Source organism: Streptomyces sp. P3 (genome assembly GCF_003032475.1).
GTDB lineage: Bacteria > Actinomycetota > Actinomycetes > Streptomycetales > Streptomycetaceae > Streptomyces.
The window spans coordinates 5,484,522-5,502,434 of record NZ_CP028369.1 but is presented as its reverse complement, the minus strand read 5'-3'; the positions used below and the strand labels follow the sequence as shown (position 1 = coordinate 5,502,434).

Here is a 17,913-nt window from a genome sequence, read left to right as displayed (position 1 = left end):
GCCGGTCTTCACGGCCGGTCCTGCGGGGCGTGGGCACAGATCCCGGTCGCCACCGGCGCTCCGGGAGAGAGGTACAGGGTGGATGACTGCTGTGCACGGGAGCGTTTCCTGCGAACGGCAGCCGAGGGGGCCGGGCCCCGAGCCGGTGGAGCCGGGCCCGGAGCCGGTGGAGCGTGAGTGCGAACTCGCCCTCCTCGTCGAGCTCACGCGGCGCACCGCGGCCGGTGGCCCCGCTCTGGTCATGCTCGAAGGCCCGGACGGCATCGGCAAGACGACCCTGCTCCGCGCTCTGGTGGCCCGGGCCCGGGCCGAGGATCTGCGCGTGGTCCACACCACAGCCGGGCAGGAGGGTGAGCGGCCGCCCCTGAGCACTGCCCACACCCTGCTGGCCGGCCTCGACGCGGAGGTGGGCCGTATGCCCCTGACCGCATGGGCGCATCCGTCTGACACCTCCGGCACGGACGCGCGGTCGCCGGGGTTTCCCAGCCACGACGTCGACGGCGCGAACCCGTCCTTCGGTGTACTCGCCGCACTGCACGAGGTGGTCCGGTCCGCTGCGACCAGGAGCCCGCTGGTGATCGTCGTGGACGACGCGGAGGAGGCCGACACCGCGTCACTGCGCTTCCTCGCGCACACCGCGCGCCGCCTGGCCGGTCTGCCTGTGCTGATGGCGCTCGCCCGCCGAAATGGCGCCGACGAGCCGGCCCTCAACGACGTGGCAGCCCTCCCCCTGTGCCGGCTGGTGCGACCACGCCCCCTGACGAGAGAGGGAATCGGCCTGCTGACACTGCGGCTGCTCGGCACGGAGACCGACGCGGCCTTCCAGGAGTCGTGTCTCGCGGCCACCAACGGCAACCCCCTGCTGGCGACGCGGCTTCTGACGGCACTGCGCGAGGAGCGGCTGCCGCTCACCGCCGACCATGTCGCCTCCGTGCCCGGGCAGGACATCCACGCGTTCCGCCTGCGCTCGGCGGGCCTGCTGCACCGGCACCCCGCGGCCACCGTCCAGGCCGCCCGGGCCCTGGCCGTGCTCGGGGACCGGGTCACCCCGGAGAACGGCGCCCGCCTCGCCCTGCTGGACAGTCCGGTCTTCGCCCGCTCGCTGCTCGCCCTCGTCTCCAACGGGCTCGTCACGTCGAACAGCGACGGAAGCTGGTCCTTCTCCCACGCCCTGCTGCGCGACGTCGTCCTGCGTGACATGTCCGACGCCGAGCGCGACGCCGTGCACGGTCGCGCGGCGCGGTTGCTGCACGACGAGGGGGCGAGCCCCTCGGAGGTGGCCGAGCACCTCTGCCACGCGCCGTCCACGGCACATCAGCCCTGGGCCGCCGCCGTCCTGCGCGACGCCGCCCGTGAGGCCGTCCTGCGCGCCGCACCGGTGCGAGCGGTGGAGCTGCTGCGCGCGTGCGTGCCCGAGGGCACCGAGGAGGAGGGCGACCCGAGCCTGCTCCTCGAACTCGGCATGGCGGAAATGAGGGTCGACGCCGAGGCCAGCGTCCGTCACCTGACGTCTGCGCTGGACGGGGCGACCGAGCCGAAACTGCGGCTCGAGGCTCTCGGCGCGCTCGCCGAGGCGCTCACCCGACAAGGCCAGGTGGCGCGGGCGGCGGGCCTCCTGGCCCGCTGCCGTTCCGAAGCGGCCTCGACCGCTTCGGGTTCGGCCGATCCGCAACTGATGGAGGCGCAGCTGCTCATCGCGGCCTCCGCCAACCGGGCTGCCTACACCGAACTGCTCGAGACCGTCTCGTTCGACCTCTCCCTGCCCGGCGACACTCCCGAGCAGCGCGCTCTGCTCGCCGCCCGGGCCGTCATCTCGGCGTCCCGCATGGATCGCGTCGCCGAAGCCGTCGCCGCCGCCCGCACCGTCATCGGCCGCAGCACGGCGACCACCGACGCCCCGATCCACCTCGGCGTCGCCGCGTCGGGGCTGCTGTACGCGGACCTTCCGCACGAGGCCGACGCGGTCTACCAGAGGCTGGTCATCGGGGCCGACGCCCTGCTCGGCCCGAGCTATCGGAACCTGCTCGCCCTCAGCGCGGAGGCGCACCAGCGACTCGGAGCCCTCGGGCAGGCATCACACGCCAGCGCCGCCGCTCTCGCGGGCATGACCGTCGCACGGGCCACCCCGTTCGAGGCCCTGGCGCTCGCCGTGCGTCTTCACACGCTGCTCGACCAGGGCGATCTGGCTCAGGCCGCCCTGTTGGAGGCGGAGATACCCGACCCCGTCCCGGACGACTCCTGGCAGTGGAACGAGGTGGTGGGCGCCCGCGGCCGGCTGTGTCTGGCCAAGGAGGACCCCACACGGGCCCTGATCCTTTTCGAGGAGTGCGCCCGCCGGCAGGCGGGTTGGCAGCGCACCAGTCCGGCTGTCTCGCCCTGGTGGTACTGGGCCGGACGCACCCATCTCGCCCTGGGCGACCGCGCTTCGGCCGTCGCGTTGGCGGAGAGGGCCGTCGCCGACTCCCGGTCCGCGGGCCTGCCGTGCGCGTTGGGTTCGGGACTCGAACTGTGGGCGGCGACGATGAGCGACGACCAGCGGCCGGCCCTCCTGGAGGAGGCCGAGCAGGTACTCCTGGGTACCCGGGCCGCCCTGTGGCTGGCCCGGGTCCGGGTCGCCCGGGGCCAGGCGCTCCAGCGGCTCGGGTACAAGAAGGCCGCCCGAGATGTGCTGCGTCAGGGCTGGGAGGAGGCGTACGGCATCGGTTCCCTGCCCCTCCACACGGTCGCGCACCGGGCGTTGCTCGCCACCGGCGCACGACCGCGCCGTCCCGTGTCCCGAGGACCGGGCGCGCTCACACAGAGCGAGGCGCAGGTTGCTCGCCTCGCGGCCGACGGAAGGTCGAACGCGTACATCGCCGAGACGCTGTTCGTCACGCGTCGAACGGTGGAGGTCCACCTGACCTCGGTCTATCGCAAGCTGGGCCTGACGGGACGGCGAGAGCTGCGGGACTCGCTGGAGTCGCAGGACTTTCATGACGCCGGACACGCAAGGTGACGGACCGCTCGCCGGACCACTCCGGGCGCGACGCGAACCCCTGCCGGACGCCATCGGATTTCGTTCCGCATGACGCAACACGGCAATTTGACGTTCATTCAGGAGACCACCTCGCAATGGGGTGATGAATGCCCGCTTTCCGAGGCTCCCCGCAAGGCGAGGGAGTCGGGCGCTGCAGGCATTCCCTGCAATTGCACGCACGCGAATGCAGTCACACCTTCAAATGTTCACGGACGCAATCCCGCACCCGGTCCGGGACGCGTCTCACCACGCACGCTGTCCCGTTAAGGCCATGGACGACCGCCCTCGAGGCCACGATCTTTGCCCGGCGGGCCTTTATGCAACTTCCCGCACGGCGGAAGACTGCGTTTGCTTTCCACATCCCCTTGCTGGCATACCCCTGGCTATGATCTGCTGAAGCTCAAAGTTGCAAGGGCTATGAGTGAACTTTCGGCACATCTTCTGTATGGGTGACTCCATGGATTCTCCGCACACTGCCCCTCCGACTCGCACCGCTTCCTTTGCCGCGCACCGTAGTCCTGAGCCAACGGCTTCTCCCGGTCCGGGCCACCGCTAGTGCCGTGACCGGAGAGGTCTGCCGCGGAGTTCGCGGCGTCCGGTGCGGTGCATCGCGAGGCGGGGCATCGCCCGCGTACCGGACGTACTCGGGTGATGCGACAACTCGACGGCGGGGGCCCCTCCCGCACGAGCGGAGCCGAGCGTGGGGGAGCCGTGCCGGGCGTCGCGAGCCGGTGAACCTTCCGGCCACGGCACCAGGACGTGTTTCGACAGTGGCGTCGTCTGCCCGAAGGGCAGGCCCGGCAGCGTCTGGTGCGTGCGAGCGCAGGGCGGAGGGTCGCCCCGATCCTGTTTATCGGGGCGACCCCGACAACGCGGCTGCTGCCCCCTCCGGGGGAGTGCGCGCCAGGCGTCGCCGGGCAGACGGGACTTTCGGAACACGCCCTGGCACTCCACGGCCCGGCACAGCGCGCACACCGCGCGCCGACCGAGATACGTCCGCCCGGGGTCACCAGCAGATCCACCGGTCCCGGACGGCACAGCGACCACGCGGTTCTGCCGGCGCAGGCGGCACCCGCGCGCACGAGGGAGTACCAGCACGGTGTTGTTAGAACGTGAGTCCGCCCTTGCACAGGCCACCGCGGCCCTGCGCGCCACAGAGGGCGGACGGGGCTCACTGCTCGTCGTACGCGGCCCGCTGGGGGTGGGCCGGTCGACGTTCCTGGAGTCCTTCGCCACCATCAGTCGAGACCACGGCTTCGCGCTGCTCAGAGCCCAGGCGTCCGCCGCCGAGGAGCGGTTCCGGCTCGGGGTGGTGGGGCAGTTGGTGGACTCGTTGCGCGGGATCACCGTTCCCGACGATCCGGCCCGCCGACCCCGACGGGCGAACGCCTTCCCGCCTGAGAGCCCAGCGGGCACGGCCCCTGCGGCCGGCGCACTCTCGGAGACCCCCAGGTGGTCCGAGCTCAGCCCCCAGCAGGCGCCGTGCTGGCTGGCGGGCCTGCTGAACTCCATTGCCGACGCCCGGCCCGCGGTGCTCATGGTGGACGACCTGCACTGGGCGGACACCGGGTCCTTACAGGCCCTCTCACTTTCGGTGGCACAACGTGCGCGACGGCGGGTCCTTTTCGTGTTCTCCGTCCTTCCCGGCGACGTACGCGTCAGACGGCCGCATGTACGCGATCTGCTGGACCCCGAGCAGTGCGCGGCGGAACCGAACGGCGTCGGGGACCCGGTCCGGTCCCGGCACGAGACAGCGGACCAGATCCTGGAACTGTCGACACTCGGCCTCAACAGCGTGCGCCTGCTCGTGGAGAAGACCCTCGGCGACGCGCCCGACGCGGTGTTCGTGGAAACCGTAGCGGTGCGCTCCGGCGGGAACCCCCTGCTGCTGCAGGCGGTGCTGGACGAGGCCCAGTATCTGAGGCTGCGTCCCACGGCGACGGACGCCGCCGTCGTCGCGAACCTGCGGCCCGAGCGCCTGCGCCGGCGTCTGGACGCCTACCTGCGGTCGCAGCCGGACCACGTGCGGCGGTCCGCTTACGCGCTCACCCTGCTCGGCGCGTCCGCGGACGAGCACTTCGTGGCCCGCCTCGCCGAACTCGACGAAAGGGGAGGGGCGCAGGCCGTCGAGATGCTGCGGCTCGCCGGTCTCGTGGACCAGCGCGCGTGCCGGCTCACCTCGGGCACGATCCTGCGGGACCTGGTGGAAGAGAACATGCCAGCGGAGGAGCGCACCGCCATGCGCGGAGTGACGGCCGAACTGCTGCACCGTACCGGGCATCCGGCCGAGCTCGCCGCGGAGCAACTGATGGCGGTGATATCCCTGCGCGGCCCGGAAGCGGTGCAGATCCTGCGCACCGCCGCGGACAGCGCGCTGCGCCGCGGTTCGCCCCGGGACTCGGCACGCTATCTGCGGCGCGCCCTCCTCGACTCCTCGCTCTCCGGACAGGACAGGGCGAGACTGCTCGTCGACCTTGCCACCGCCGAGCGCAGCTTCGCGACGGCCGCGGCGCTGCGGCACGTGGTGGAGGCCGCGCCGCTCCTCGAATCCGTACAGGAGCGTGCCGACGCGATGCTGCGGCTGGGTCCCCTCCAGATGGATCCGCCCTCCCTGCGTGTCAATGTCATCAGAGCCGCCATCACCGACGAACTGCGTCAGTCGGTCACCGAGGACTGGGTGGAGCGCGAACTGGTGCTGCGCCTGGAGGCACGCGAGCACATCCTGTCGGCGCAGGATCCGACGCACATCCGACGGGCGCTGCGACGCCTACGCGACCTCGGCCCGTCTCCCCGGCTGGCCACCAAGGGCGAAAGGGAACTGGTCACGTCGCTGATGCACATCGCGTTCGTCGCCAACGCCGTTCCCGCGGCCCAGCTGGCCGAGTCGTGTACCCGGGTGCTCGAGCAGGAGCCGCCCACGCCGGAGCACGTGCACACCACCGCGCCGTTGGCCGTGAACATCCTCGCCGGTGCGGAGCAGACGGCGGGTGCGGCCAACTGGCTGCGTGAGGCGAACCGTCTCGCCCACCGCCGCGGCGGTGATGTGGAACAGGCCGTCATCCGCTGCGAACAGGCACTGGTCGCCCTCGCCGACGGGCACCGGGCCTCGGCCCGGGACAAGATCATCCAGGCCGAAGCCCTCGCGGGTCCCGAGACCGGCGGGCTGCCCACCGTCTGTGCCGCCGTCCTCTCCATCGTCGCGATGCGCACGGACGAGCCGGAGTTGGCGGAGCAGTTGCTCACGCAGCACCGCCTGCACGCCGAGAACCAGCATCTGACAGCACTCCTGCACATGGCACGAGGCACACTCGCGGCCCGCCGTGACGAACCGCGCACCGCACTGGGCCACTACCGCACCGCGGGCAGGTACACCGAGCAGATCGGCTGGAAGAACCCGGCCGTACTGCCGTGGTCGTCGTGCGCCGCCCTCATGCACCACCGCCTGGGCGAACACGAAGAAGCCGTGAACGCCGCGCAGTCGGAGGTGAACATGGCCCGCGCGTGGGGGGCGGCCACCTCGCTGGGGCGCTCCCTGGTCGTCCTCGGCCGGGTCACACCCGGACGAAGGGGCCCCGAGCTGCTCGAGGAGGCCGTCACGGTCCTGGAGAAGGGCAACAACGGATATGAGCTGTTACGAGGCTTGTACGCTCTGGCGACTCATCCCGACACGCGGCGGAACCGAAGATCGACCGCCCTCGGTCGGGCGCACGATCTGTCCCACGAGCATGACGTCCCCGGGCTGACGGAGAAGATTCGCACCAAGCTGACCGAGGGGACGAGAAAGTCCATAAACCACGGCAGTCGGCTGACCCCGTCCGAACTCAGAGTCGCCCGTCTCGCGTCAACAGGCCTCAGCAATTCAGAGCTCGCAAGTCAATTGGGCACGTCGTCACGCATGGTGGAGAAACACCTGACGAACTCCTATCGGAAACTCGGCATATCCGGGCGCCCGGAGCTGGACAAGGCACTCAGGAGGGCGGACGCCGAGCAGTCACCCTGACGCGGGCACCGAACGGGCACGCCCCCACAGCAAACTTTGCACACCGCTTCGACTCGTCCCGCGAGCAACCGACGGCAGCGCTCGGCACACCACGGGCCCGGCGCCGCCCTCGGCTGGCCATGGATAGCCAACCTCTGTTGGCTGAAAGCGAGTTACCCTTCGGCACCCGACAGACGCCCACTTGGGATGTCCGGACGACCGAACCACCGAACCACAGTGTTTTACGGCCACGCAAAGGTTTGCTTGACCCGCTCCATGCCATATTCCTAGGCTCGACCACAGTTGATCAGAGGCACGCAGGAAGGGTCACCGCTCGATCTCCTACCTGCACAAGCAGCACCGCGTCCGATCAAACTCTGCCCCGGGCAGTAGATCCCCCACATGAGTGCAGAAAGACGGTGCGTCGCAGTGACCACGCGAACAGCAGGCCCCTGGCCCGACAGAGACTGGGCGGCGGCCCCGCACACTTCTTCGACCGCGCACAGGGCCCAACCCGATCACCGCCCACGCACGGAGACCAGCCGTCGCCTCTACACGGCGCACATCGACACCGGCATGCACATCGTGGCAGCGGAGCCGGATTTCTCCCGCCAGTTCGGCAGTACCTCCGCCGACATCTGCGGACGAAGTCTGTACGAGCTGCTGCACCCCAGCTCCCCCTCCGTGCTCGACCGGCACTTCAACCGGCTTTCGCAGGGGCGCTGCAACCGCTTCGCCGAGCGAGTGGTCGGCCTCGGGGACGAGGGCCGAGCCTTCTCCGGAGAGCTGACAGGCATCGCCGTACAGAACACCACGGGACTCATGGCCGGCATCGTCGTACAGGTGAGGCCGGACAAGGAGGCGCCTTCCTCAGGTCCTGAGGAAGGGGTGCTCAACCCTCGCGAACGGCTGCTCAGCAAGCTTGACGCACAGGTCCTCGAGGGTGTCGCCAGCGGCTCCTCGACCGTGCAACTCGCCGCTCGGCTCTACCTCAGCCGACAGGGCGTCGAATATCACGTAGGCCTCATGCTGCGGAAGCTCAAGGCGCCGAACAGGGCTGCTCTCGTGGCGCGCGCCCACTCCATGGGCATGCTGACCGTCGGCCAGTGGCCTCCGCGGGTGCTTCCGGAATTCATCAAGTAGCGACGCTCTCGCGGCGGTTGCTTCCCCCCGCCGCTCGTCCCCACCGCCTGCTGCACCGGCCACAAGCCTCGTGCCAGGCCTGGTGGGCACGTCCTGCCACCAGCGGCCGTACCGTCCGATCGGTACGGCCGCCGCCCCATGTCCGGCAACAACACATCGACGCCGTCGGGCTGTTGCCGGAGGACGAGGCGGGCCGGCCTCCGGCGACCGATACCCGCGGCTACTGCTCCAGCTCGCGGCTGATGAGGTCGAACAGTTCCTCGTCGCTGGCCCCGTCCAGCCGGTCGCCGAGTGACGGCCCGTGAACGTCAGGGCCGGCTCCGAGGAGTTCGATCTCGCTCAACAGCGCCCTGAGCCGGGCGCCGAGCAACGAGCGGGCGTCCTGATCGGGCTCCGCCTTCATGATGCGGGCGATACCCGCGTCCAGGTCCGCCAGCATGGTGGCCATCGTCCCGCTCTCCCCGGACAGTTCGGCGTCCAGGTGCTGTGCGAGAGCAGCCGGGGTGGGATGGTCGAACACCAGGGTCGCGGGCAGCGCCAAGCCGGTGTCCTTGATCAGGGCGTTACGCAGTTCCACGGCGGTCAGCGAGTCGAACCCCATGTCACGGAAAGCCCTGTCCGCGGCCATCACTGTCGTGTCGTCGTGGCCGAGGGCCCTGCCCGCGGCCCGCCTTACGTGCTCAAGGAGGGCATCGGCGCGCCCTTGGGGCGGCAGGGAGGCGACGCGCTGGGCCAAGGCCGTCAGCGCGGCGCCGGCAGGGGAGGGCTCGGACGGCGCCCCGGGCCCCGTCAGGATCTCGGCCACCCGGGGGAGGGTGGTGAGCAGGGGGCTGGGACGGCGGCTGGTGAACGCCGGAACGAAACGGTCCCACTCCACATCAGCCACCACCACCGAACCCCCACCACCCTCCAACACCGACCCCAACCCCACCAGAGCACGCCCCGGATCCATCACCCGCAACCCACGACGACCCAACTCCACCGCACCCTCACCCGACACCATCCCCCCACCCGCCCACGGACCCCACCCCACCGACACACCCACCAGACCACGACCACGACGCGACTCCACCACCGCATCAGCCCACGCGTTCGCCGCCGCATACGCCCCCTGCCCCCCACTCCCCCACACACCCGCAATCGACGAGAACACCACGAACGCAGACAGATCCCAACCACGCGTCAACTCATCCAAATACACCGCACCCCACGCCTTCGCCCCCACCACCCGCCGAACACGAGCGGGCGTCATCGCGTCGATCGCCTCTACGTCCAGGACACCAGCCACATGAGCGATGCCGTCGACGCGATGGGCTTCGAGAAGGGCCGCCACCTGGGCGCGTTCGGCGACGTCGCAAGCGACGACGTCGACGCGTTCCGCGCCGGCCGCCCGAAGTCGAAGGACGGTGTCTGCCAGGCCGGGAGCGTCCGGACCGCTCCGGCTGGTCAGTACGAGTTCCTCCGTCCCGCGTGCGACGAACCACTCGGCGACGCGCACTCCGAGCGCACCGGTCCCCCCGGTGACGAGCAGACGCCGTGGAGCCGAACGGTCGTGGTTCGGCGAAGGGACCGGGCCCGTTCCGTTCAGCGGTGCCGGACGAAGCCGACGGCCGAAGACCTGCCCCCCGCTCACCGCCACTTGATCTTCGCTGCGATGCGCCAGCACCGAGGCGAGAGAGGCGAGTTCCCCGTCGTTCGGCGTCGCCGTCACATCGACGAGTCCGCCCCAACGGTCCGGGTGCTCCAGAGCGGCCACACGGCCGAATCCCCATATCGCGGCCTGCGCCGGATCGTCGGGGGCACGGCCGGGGCCGAACCCTGCCCGGGTGACGACCCACAGCGGCGCTGCGACGCCTGCGTCACCGAGGGCCTGAACGACAGTCATGGTGTGCACCACGTCAGCGTCCTGACCGGAGACGACATGGTCGTCGCCGAGATCCGGAAGGGAGAGGCAGGAGAGCACACCGGTCGGCGCGGTCCCGTCGATGACCGACTCCAGGAGATCGGTGAGCGATTTCCTGTCCCGCGCGTCGCAGGTGAGCCGCTCCAGACCGGGGATGAACCGATCGAGCCCCGCGAGGGGGAAGGTGTCAGGTCCCTGCAGCAGCAGCCAACGCCCGTCCAGAGGCGCCGAAGCCGACAGTGCCACCGGTTCCCATCCGACGCTGTACCGCCAGCCGTCGACTTCGGCGCGCGTCACCTGCTCGCGACGCAGCTCCGCCAGCGCGGGCAGCACGGCCTCCAGCGTCTCCTCGGGCACCCCGAGGGTCGCCGCCAGGTCGTGTGTCCCCTCATCCACCATCGACCAGAAGGACGCGTCGCCGTCGGAAACCGAGGGATTCGCCGATGCCATCGCGCGTGCGGTGACCGTGGGCCAGAAGTCGGTCCGCTGGAAGGCGTAGGTGGGCAGGTCGACGTGTTCGTCGCCGGTACCGCTCCCCAATACGGCCGTCCAGTCGATGTCCGCGCCGTCGACGTGGAACTTCGCCATCGCCCGCAGGACCGCCAGGTGCTCGGAACCGTCCTTGCGGAGCATCGATGCGAAGAGTGCCTCGCCCGTGTCGTCGGGGAGGCTGTTCTGCGCGAGTGCGGTGAGGGTGCCATCGGGGCCGATCTCCAGGAACCGCGTCACGCCCTCGCCGGCCAGCACACCGATCCCGTCGGCGAAACGCACCGCCTCCCGCACATGCCGCACCCAATACTCCGCCGACGCCAACTCGCCCTCCACCGCGAGCCGCCCCGACACGTTCGACACAACCGGAATCGACGCGGAACCGTAGGCGATGCCTTCCGCGACCTCACGGAAAGCCTCCAGCATCGGCTCCATCAACGGCGAATGGAACGCATGCGACACCCGCAGACCAGACGCCCGCCGGCCCAACGCCTTGAGCTGACCGGCGATCTCGGCGACCGCCGCCTCGACACCCGCGATCACCACCGCACGCGGGCCGTTCACCGCAGCGACCGACACCTCACCCTCACGGCTCTCCAACAGCGCCAGCACCTCGCCCTCGGCCGCCTCCACCGCCACCATCACACCGCCCGACGGCAACCCCTGCATCAACCGCCCCCGCGCCACCACCAGCGCACACGCATCCTCCAGCGAGAACACACCCGCCACATGCGCGGCCGCGATCTCACCGACCGAATGCCCCATCACAAAGTCCGGACGCACCCCGAACGACTCCACCAGACGGAAAAGAGCCACCTCGACCGCGAACAACGCAGGCTGCGCCCACTCCGTACGCCCCAACAACTCCACATCCTCGCCGAACACCACCTCCCGCAACCCACCCCCCACCCGCGAACACACATCGTCGAACGCCTCCGCGAACACCGGAAACGCCCCATACAACCCACGCCCCATCCCCACCCGCTGCGCACCCTGACCAGCGAACAAGAACGCCTGCCGACCACCCCGGTGTCCTTCGCCTACGACCGTGCGCAGTCCGGGCGCACCCAGGTGGAGGACACGCAGTTCTTCGGCCAGCTCCTGACGGGTGGCTGCGAGCACGACGGCTCGGTGCTCGAAGCAGGTACGGCTCGTGGCCAGCGCGCGGGTCAGGTCGGCGGGCGGCTGGTCGTCCCACTCTTCCAGCATCGCGAGCAACCGTGCGGCCTGGGCGCGCAGAGCCTCTTCGCTGCGACCGCTGACGAGCCAGGGCAGTACCGCTCCGTCCTCCACCGAACGGACTGTCGGCGTTACCGCTACCGGCTCGGCCGGAGCTTGTTCGAGGATGACGTGCGCGTTGGTCCCCGACAGACCGAACGACGACACTCCCGCACGTCGTACCCGCCCATCGGCCTCGGGCCACGGCTGCGCCTCCGTCAACAGCCGCACCTCCCCCGCCGACCAGTCCACATGCGACGACGGCTCCCCCACATGCAACGTCGCCGGCAACACCCCACGACGCAACGCCAGCACCATCTTGATCACACCGGCCACACCCGCAGCCGCCTGCGTATGACCCACATTCGACTTCACCGACCCCAACCACAACGGCCGATCCCCGTCCCGCCCCTGGCCATACGTCGCCAGCAACGCCTGCGCCTCGATCGGATCACCCAACCGCGTCCCCGTACCATGCGCCTCCACCACATCCACATCCACCGCCGACAACCCCGCCGACCCCAACGCCGCCCGAATCACCCGCTGCTGCGACGGACCGTTCGGAGCCGTCAACCCGTTCGACGCACCATCCTGATTCACCGCCGAACCCCGCACCACCGCCAACACCCGATGCCCCAACCGACGCGCATCCGACAACCGCTCCACCAACAGGACACCCACCCCCTCACCCCACCCCGTACCATCCGCACCCTCACCGAACGCCCTGCACCGACCATCCGCCGCCAACCCACCCTGACGACCGAACTCCACGAAAGCACCCGGCGTCGACATCACCGTCACACCGCCCGCCAGCGCCAGGTCGCACTCCCCCGACCGCAACGCCTGCCCCGCCAGATGCAACGCCACCAACGACGACGAACACGCCGTGTCCACCGTCACCGCCGGACCCTCCAGACCCAGCACATACGACACCCGCCCCGACGCCACACTCGCCGCGTTCCCCGTGCCCACATAACCGCCGAAGTCACCCTCCGACACACTCAACAACGCCGGATAGTCCTGACCGTTCGTCCCCACGAACACACCCGTACGACTCCCCCGCAACGACCGGGGATCCAACCCCGCCCGCTCCACCGCCTCCCACGAAACCTCCAGCAACAACCGCTGCTGCGGATCCATCGCCAACGCCTCACGCGGCGACACCCCGAAGAACTCCGCATCGAAACCACCCACACCCGACAGGAAACCGCCGCGACGGGGGTACCCGCCGGCCATGCCGTCCCCGTTGGCGTACCGGTCGTAGACGGGTTCCAGCGCGGCCCAACCGCGGTCGGTGGGGAAGTCACCGATGCCCTCGCGGCCGTCGACGAGCATCTCCCAGAACTGCTCCGGGGTCTCTACGTCACCGGGGAAACGGCAGGCCATGCCCACGATCGCCACCGGCTCGTCCACCGCGATCGCAGCCGTCCCGTGCGGTGTGGCGGCAGCGTCGGCGTCGCCCCCGAACAGCTCGTCGTAGACGAACGCGGCCAGCGCCTGCGGAGTCGGATGGTCGAAGACCGCCGTCGCCGGGAGAGCCACTCCCGACACGGAAGCCAGAACATTGCGCAGCTCCACCGCGATGAGCGAGTCCACGCCCAGATCGCGGAAGGCCCGCTCCGCGCCGACCTGCTCGGCACCCTCGTATCCGAGCATGACGGCCGCCAGCTTCCGCACCTCCTCGAGTACGAGGCGCAGCCCGGTCTCACGCGACAGCCCGGCCGCCCGCGACCGCAGGCTCCCGTCGGCCTCGGCTGATCTCGCAGTGCTGCCCGTTCCGGAGGTGGCGACGGGAACCGCGAGGCGGGAGAGGAGGGCGCTGGGGCGGGTGGTGGTGAACGCGGGGACGAACCGCTTCCAGTCTGCGTCCACGACCAGTTGCGTGGTGATGCCCGCGTCCAGAACCGCCCCGAGGGCGGACAGCGCGAGCTCAGGTGCAAGCGCGGTCACCGCGCCCTGGCCCCGACGCCGGTCGCCGGACGCGACGGCCATCCCGTCTCCCGCCCAAGGCCCCCAGGCGATGGACGTGGCGGACAGCCCGTCGGCACGCCGACGCTCGGCGAGAGCGTCAAGGACCGCGTTGGCGGCGGCGTAGGCGCCCTGGCCCGGGCTCCCCAGTGTTCCTGCCAGCGAGGAGAAGAGGACGAACGCGGAGAGCTCCCGGTCGCGGGTCAGCTGGTCGAGCAGGTGGGCGGCCGACGTCTTGGGACGCATGACCCGATCGACGCGGTCGGCGTCGGTCGACAGCAGCGTGGCGTCGTCCAGCACCCCGGCCGTGTGGAAGACGGCATCGACGGCGTGCTCGGCAAGGAGGGCGGCGAGGTCCGCGCGCACGGAGACGTCCAGGCCGCGCAGGGTGACCCGCGCACCCGCCCGCTCCAGCTCGGCGCGCAGCTCGGCGGCACCGGGCGCGGTTTCGCCGCTGCGGCTCACCAGGACGAGATCACGGGCGCCGCGCACCACGGCCCAGCGGGCCACGTGTGCTCCCAGAGCTCCGGTGGCCCCCGTGATCAGCACCGTTCCGTTCGGCTTCCAGGGGACGGCGGGCTGCGGCAACGGCGCGGACTGCTCGAGCCGACGGCCGAAGACACCGTGCGAGCGGACGGCGATCTGGTCCTCGCCGCCCTTCAAACGCGTCAGCGCATGCGTGAGACGGGTGGACGTCCGGTGGTCGACGCGCTCGGGCAGATCTATCGATCCGCCCCAGACATCCGGGTGCTCGAGTGCCGCGACGCGTCCCAGCCCCCATACGGCGTTGTGCGAGACACGAGCAACGCGTTCGGTCCCGCCGACTGCGACGGCGCCTTGGGTGAGAGCCCAGAGTCGTACGCCCGGAATGCGTGCGTCGGCCAGCGCGCGCAGCGCGTTCAGTGTCCCCACGGCCGGTCCGACGGACGTGGCGAAGGCGAGGAGCGAGAGGATGCCGTCCGGGCTTCGGCCGGCGTCTGACGTGTCGGTCCCGTCTGCGGGAAGGCGGAGAACCTCGGCGCAGGCTCGGGGGTCGGCCGCGTCCACTTCGATGGTGTGCGGGGTGAGTCCCTCCCTCCGGAGTCCGGAGACGAGGCTTTTCATCATCTCCCGCGAGTCGCCCTCGGCATCGGACGGGACCAGGACCGTCCAGTTCCCGGTGCCGGACGCGCGGGCGCCCGGCCGGGTCTCGTCGTCGCGGGTCAGCGACCGCCAGGACACCTCGTACCGCAGAGCGTCGATCGCGGCCTGCTCCTGTCGTCGGTGGTACCACTTCGCGAGGGCAGGAACGACCGGATCGAGCGCGTCGGGCGCGAGGTCGAGGCCTGCCGCGAGAGTCGGCACGTCCTCGCTCGCCACGGAAGCCCAGAACTCCGCGTCGACCACGACGGAAGCTCGCGTCGGACCCGACGGGCCGCCGAGTGAGGGTTGGCTCGGGGTGAGCCAATAACGCTGCCGCTGGAACGGATACGTCGGCAGGTCGACGTGTTCGTCGCCGGTACCGCTCCCCAATACGGCCGTCCAGTCGATGTCCGCGCCGTCGACGTGGAACTTCGCCATCGCCCGCAGGACCGCCAGGTGCTCGGAACCGTCCTTGCGGAGCATCGATGCGAAGAGTGCCTCGCCCGTGTCGTCGGGGAGGCTGTTCTGCGCGAGTGCGGTGAGGGTGCCATCGGGGCCGATCTCCAGGAACCGCGTCACGCCCTCGCCGGCCAGCGCGGCGACCCCGTCGGCGAAACGCACCGCCTCCCGCACATGCCGCACCCAATACTCCGCCGACGCCAACTCGCCCTCCACCGCGAGCCGCCCCGACACATTCGACACAACCGGAATCGACGCGGAACCGTAGGCGATGCCCTCCGCCACCTCACGGAAAGCCTCCAGCATCGGCTCCATCAACGGCGAATGGAACGCATGCGACACCCGCAGACCAGACGCCCGCCGACCTCGCGCCTTCAACACCTCAACGACCCCGGCGACCGCCGCCTCGACACCCGCGATCACCACCGCACGCGGGCCGTTCACCGCAGCGACCGACACCTCACCCTCACGGCCCTCCAACAGCGCCAGCACCTCGCCCTCGGCCGCCTCCACCGCCACCATCACCCCACCCGACGGCAACCCCTGCATCAACCGCCCCCGCGCCACCACCAGCGCACACGCATCCTCCAGCGAGAACACACCCGCCACATGCGCGGCCGCGATCTCACCGACCGAATGCCCCATCACAAAGTCCGGACGCACCCCGAACGACTCCACCAGACGGAAAAGAGCCACCTCGACCGCGAACAACGCAGGCTGCGCCCACTCCGTACGCCCCAACAACTCCACATCCTCGCCGAACACCACCTCCCGCAACCCACCCCCCACCCGCGAACACACATCGTCGAACGCCTCCGCGAACACCGGAAACGCCCCATACAACCCACGCCCCATCCCCACCCGCTGCGCACCCTGACCAGCGAACAAGAACGCCTGCCGCGCGTCACCGTGGTCCTGACCGACGATCGTGTCCGACGAAGCAGTGCCGCGTGCCAAGGCATTAAGAGCCTCGACGAGGCCGGTGCCGTCCTCGGTGACGACTACGGCCCGGTGCTCGAAGTGCGTCCGCATCGTCGCCAGGCACAGGCCGGCACGACCGGGTGCGATGTCGGATCGCCGGCCGGCGAACGTCGCGAGAGAGCGCGCTTGGGAACGCAGGGCCTCCTCGGTCCGCCCTGAGAGCGGCCAGACGGCCGGAGCGGGGTGCGAGGTGGCGACGGCGGAGTCGGCCTGCGGGTCCACCATCGGGGCCTGTTCGAGGATGACATGGGCGTTGGTGCCGCTGACGCCGAAGGCCGAGACGCCGGCCACCCTGGGTCGGCCGGTGCGGGGCCACGGCTGTCGCTCCGTCAGCAGCCGCACCTCCCCCGCCGACCAGTCCACATGCGACGACGGCTCCCCCACATGCAACGTCGCCGGCAACACCCCATGACGCAACGCCAGCACCATCTTGATCACACCGGCCACACCCGCGGCCGCCTGCGTATGACCCACATTCGACTTCACCGACCCCAACCACAACGGCCGCCCCTCGACACGGCCCTGACCATACGTCGCCAGCAACGCCTGCGCCTCGATCGGATCACCCAGCCGCGTCCCCGTACCATGCGCCTCCACCACATCCACATCCGCCGCCGACAGCCCCGCCGACCCCAACGCCGCCCGAATCACCCGCTGCTGCGACGGACCGTTCGGAGCCGTCAACCCGTTCGACGCACCATCCTGATTCACCGCCGAACCCCGCACCACCGCCAACACCCGATGCCCCAACCGACGCGCATCCGACAACCGCTCCACCAACAGGACACCCACCCCCTCACCCCACCCCGTACCATCCGCACCCTCACCGAACGCCCTGCACCGACCGTCCGCCGCCAACCCACCCTGACGACCGAACTCGATGAAGACATCGGGGGTGGACATCACGGTGACGCCGCCCGCCAGGGCCAGGTCGCACTCCCCCGACCGCAGCGACTGCGCGGCCAGATGCAGGGCCACCAACGACGAGGAGCACGCCGTGTCCACCGTCACCGCCGGACCCTCCAGACCCAGCACATAGGACACCCGACCCGAGACGACGCTCGCGGCGTTGCCGGTGAGCAAGTGACCCTCGACGCCCTCCGGCAGGTCGTCTCCCGAGACGGCCCCGTAGTTCTGGTTGCTGCATCCGACGAAGACGCCGGTACGACTGCCGCGCACGGAGGCGGGCTTGAGGCCCGCGCGCTCCAGCGCCTCCCAGGACGCCTCCAGAACGAGACGCTGTTGGGGGTCCATCGCAAGCGCCTCGCGGGGTGACACCCCGAAGAATCCCGCATCGAAGTCCGTGGCCGTGGCGACGAATCCGCCCTGTCCCAGGGTCGCCGAGGAGGTGCCACCGGTCTGCTCCCAGCCACGGTCCGCGGGGAACGGCGTGACGGCGTCGACGCCGGCCGCGACCAGCTCCCACAGCTGTTCCGGGGTGGTGACGTCACCGGGGTAGCGGCAGGCCATGCCGACGATGGCGATGGGTTCGCTCGCTGCCCGGCTGAGTTCGTCGTTGCGCTGACGCAGTCGCTCGTTCTCGGTCAGGGAGGCGCGCAGCGCGGCGACGACGCGCTCTTCGGAGGTGGGCATGCTCAAACTCCACTGGTTCGTGGCCCGTTCGCGGGCGGACGG

General features: G+C 70.4%; 4 protein-coding genes. 3 read left to right on the top strand and 1 reads right to left on the bottom strand.

Annotated features, from left to right (window positions below):
* Positions 1-82: 82 nt before the first annotated feature.
* From C6376_RS24360 to C6376_RS24350, 3 genes are all read left to right on the top strand, one after another.
* The gene (locus tag C6376_RS24360; protein ID WP_159083240.1) at positions 83-2,995 is read left to right on the top strand and encodes an AAA family ATPase; all 2,913 of its coding nucleotides are present in this window, start codon (positions 83-85) and stop codon (positions 2,993-2,995) included.
* 1,120 nt (positions 2,996-4,115) lie between these two features.
* Complete coding sequence (locus tag C6376_RS24355; RefSeq protein ID WP_107445385.1) at positions 4,116-7,016, top strand: LuxR family transcriptional regulator; 2,901 nt, start codon at positions 4,116-4,118, stop codon at positions 7,014-7,016.
* 555 nt (positions 7,017-7,571) lie between these two features.
* A complete protein-coding gene (locus tag C6376_RS24350) occupies positions 7,572-8,138 on the top strand; it encodes a LuxR C-terminal-related transcriptional regulator (RefSeq protein WP_057583500.1) in 567 nt (188 codons plus the stop codon).
* Positions 8,139-8,358: 220 nt separating this feature from the next.
* Here the strand turns inward: C6376_RS24350 and C6376_RS24345 are convergent, their stop codons facing one another.
* Positions 8,359-17,871 carry a type I polyketide synthase gene (locus C6376_RS24345; RefSeq protein WP_107445384.1) on the bottom strand — a complete coding sequence of 3,171 codons (9,513 nt, stop codon included), beginning with the start codon at positions 17,869-17,871 and terminating at the stop codon, positions 8,359-8,361.
* Positions 17,872-17,913 lie beyond the last annotated feature (42 nt).

Coding starts and splice junctions, on each gene's coding strand:
- C6376_RS24360 (WP_159083240.1), top strand. CDS start 83: ATGACTGCTGTGCACGGGAGCGTTTCCTGCGAACGGCAGCCGAGGGGG.
- C6376_RS24350 (WP_057583500.1), top strand. CDS start 7,572: ATGCACATCGTGGCAGCGGAGCCGGATTTCTCCCGCCAGTTCGGCAGT.
- C6376_RS24345 (WP_107445384.1), bottom strand. CDS start 17,871: ATGCCCACCTCCGAAGAGCGCGTCGTCGCCGCGCTGCGCGCCTCCCTG.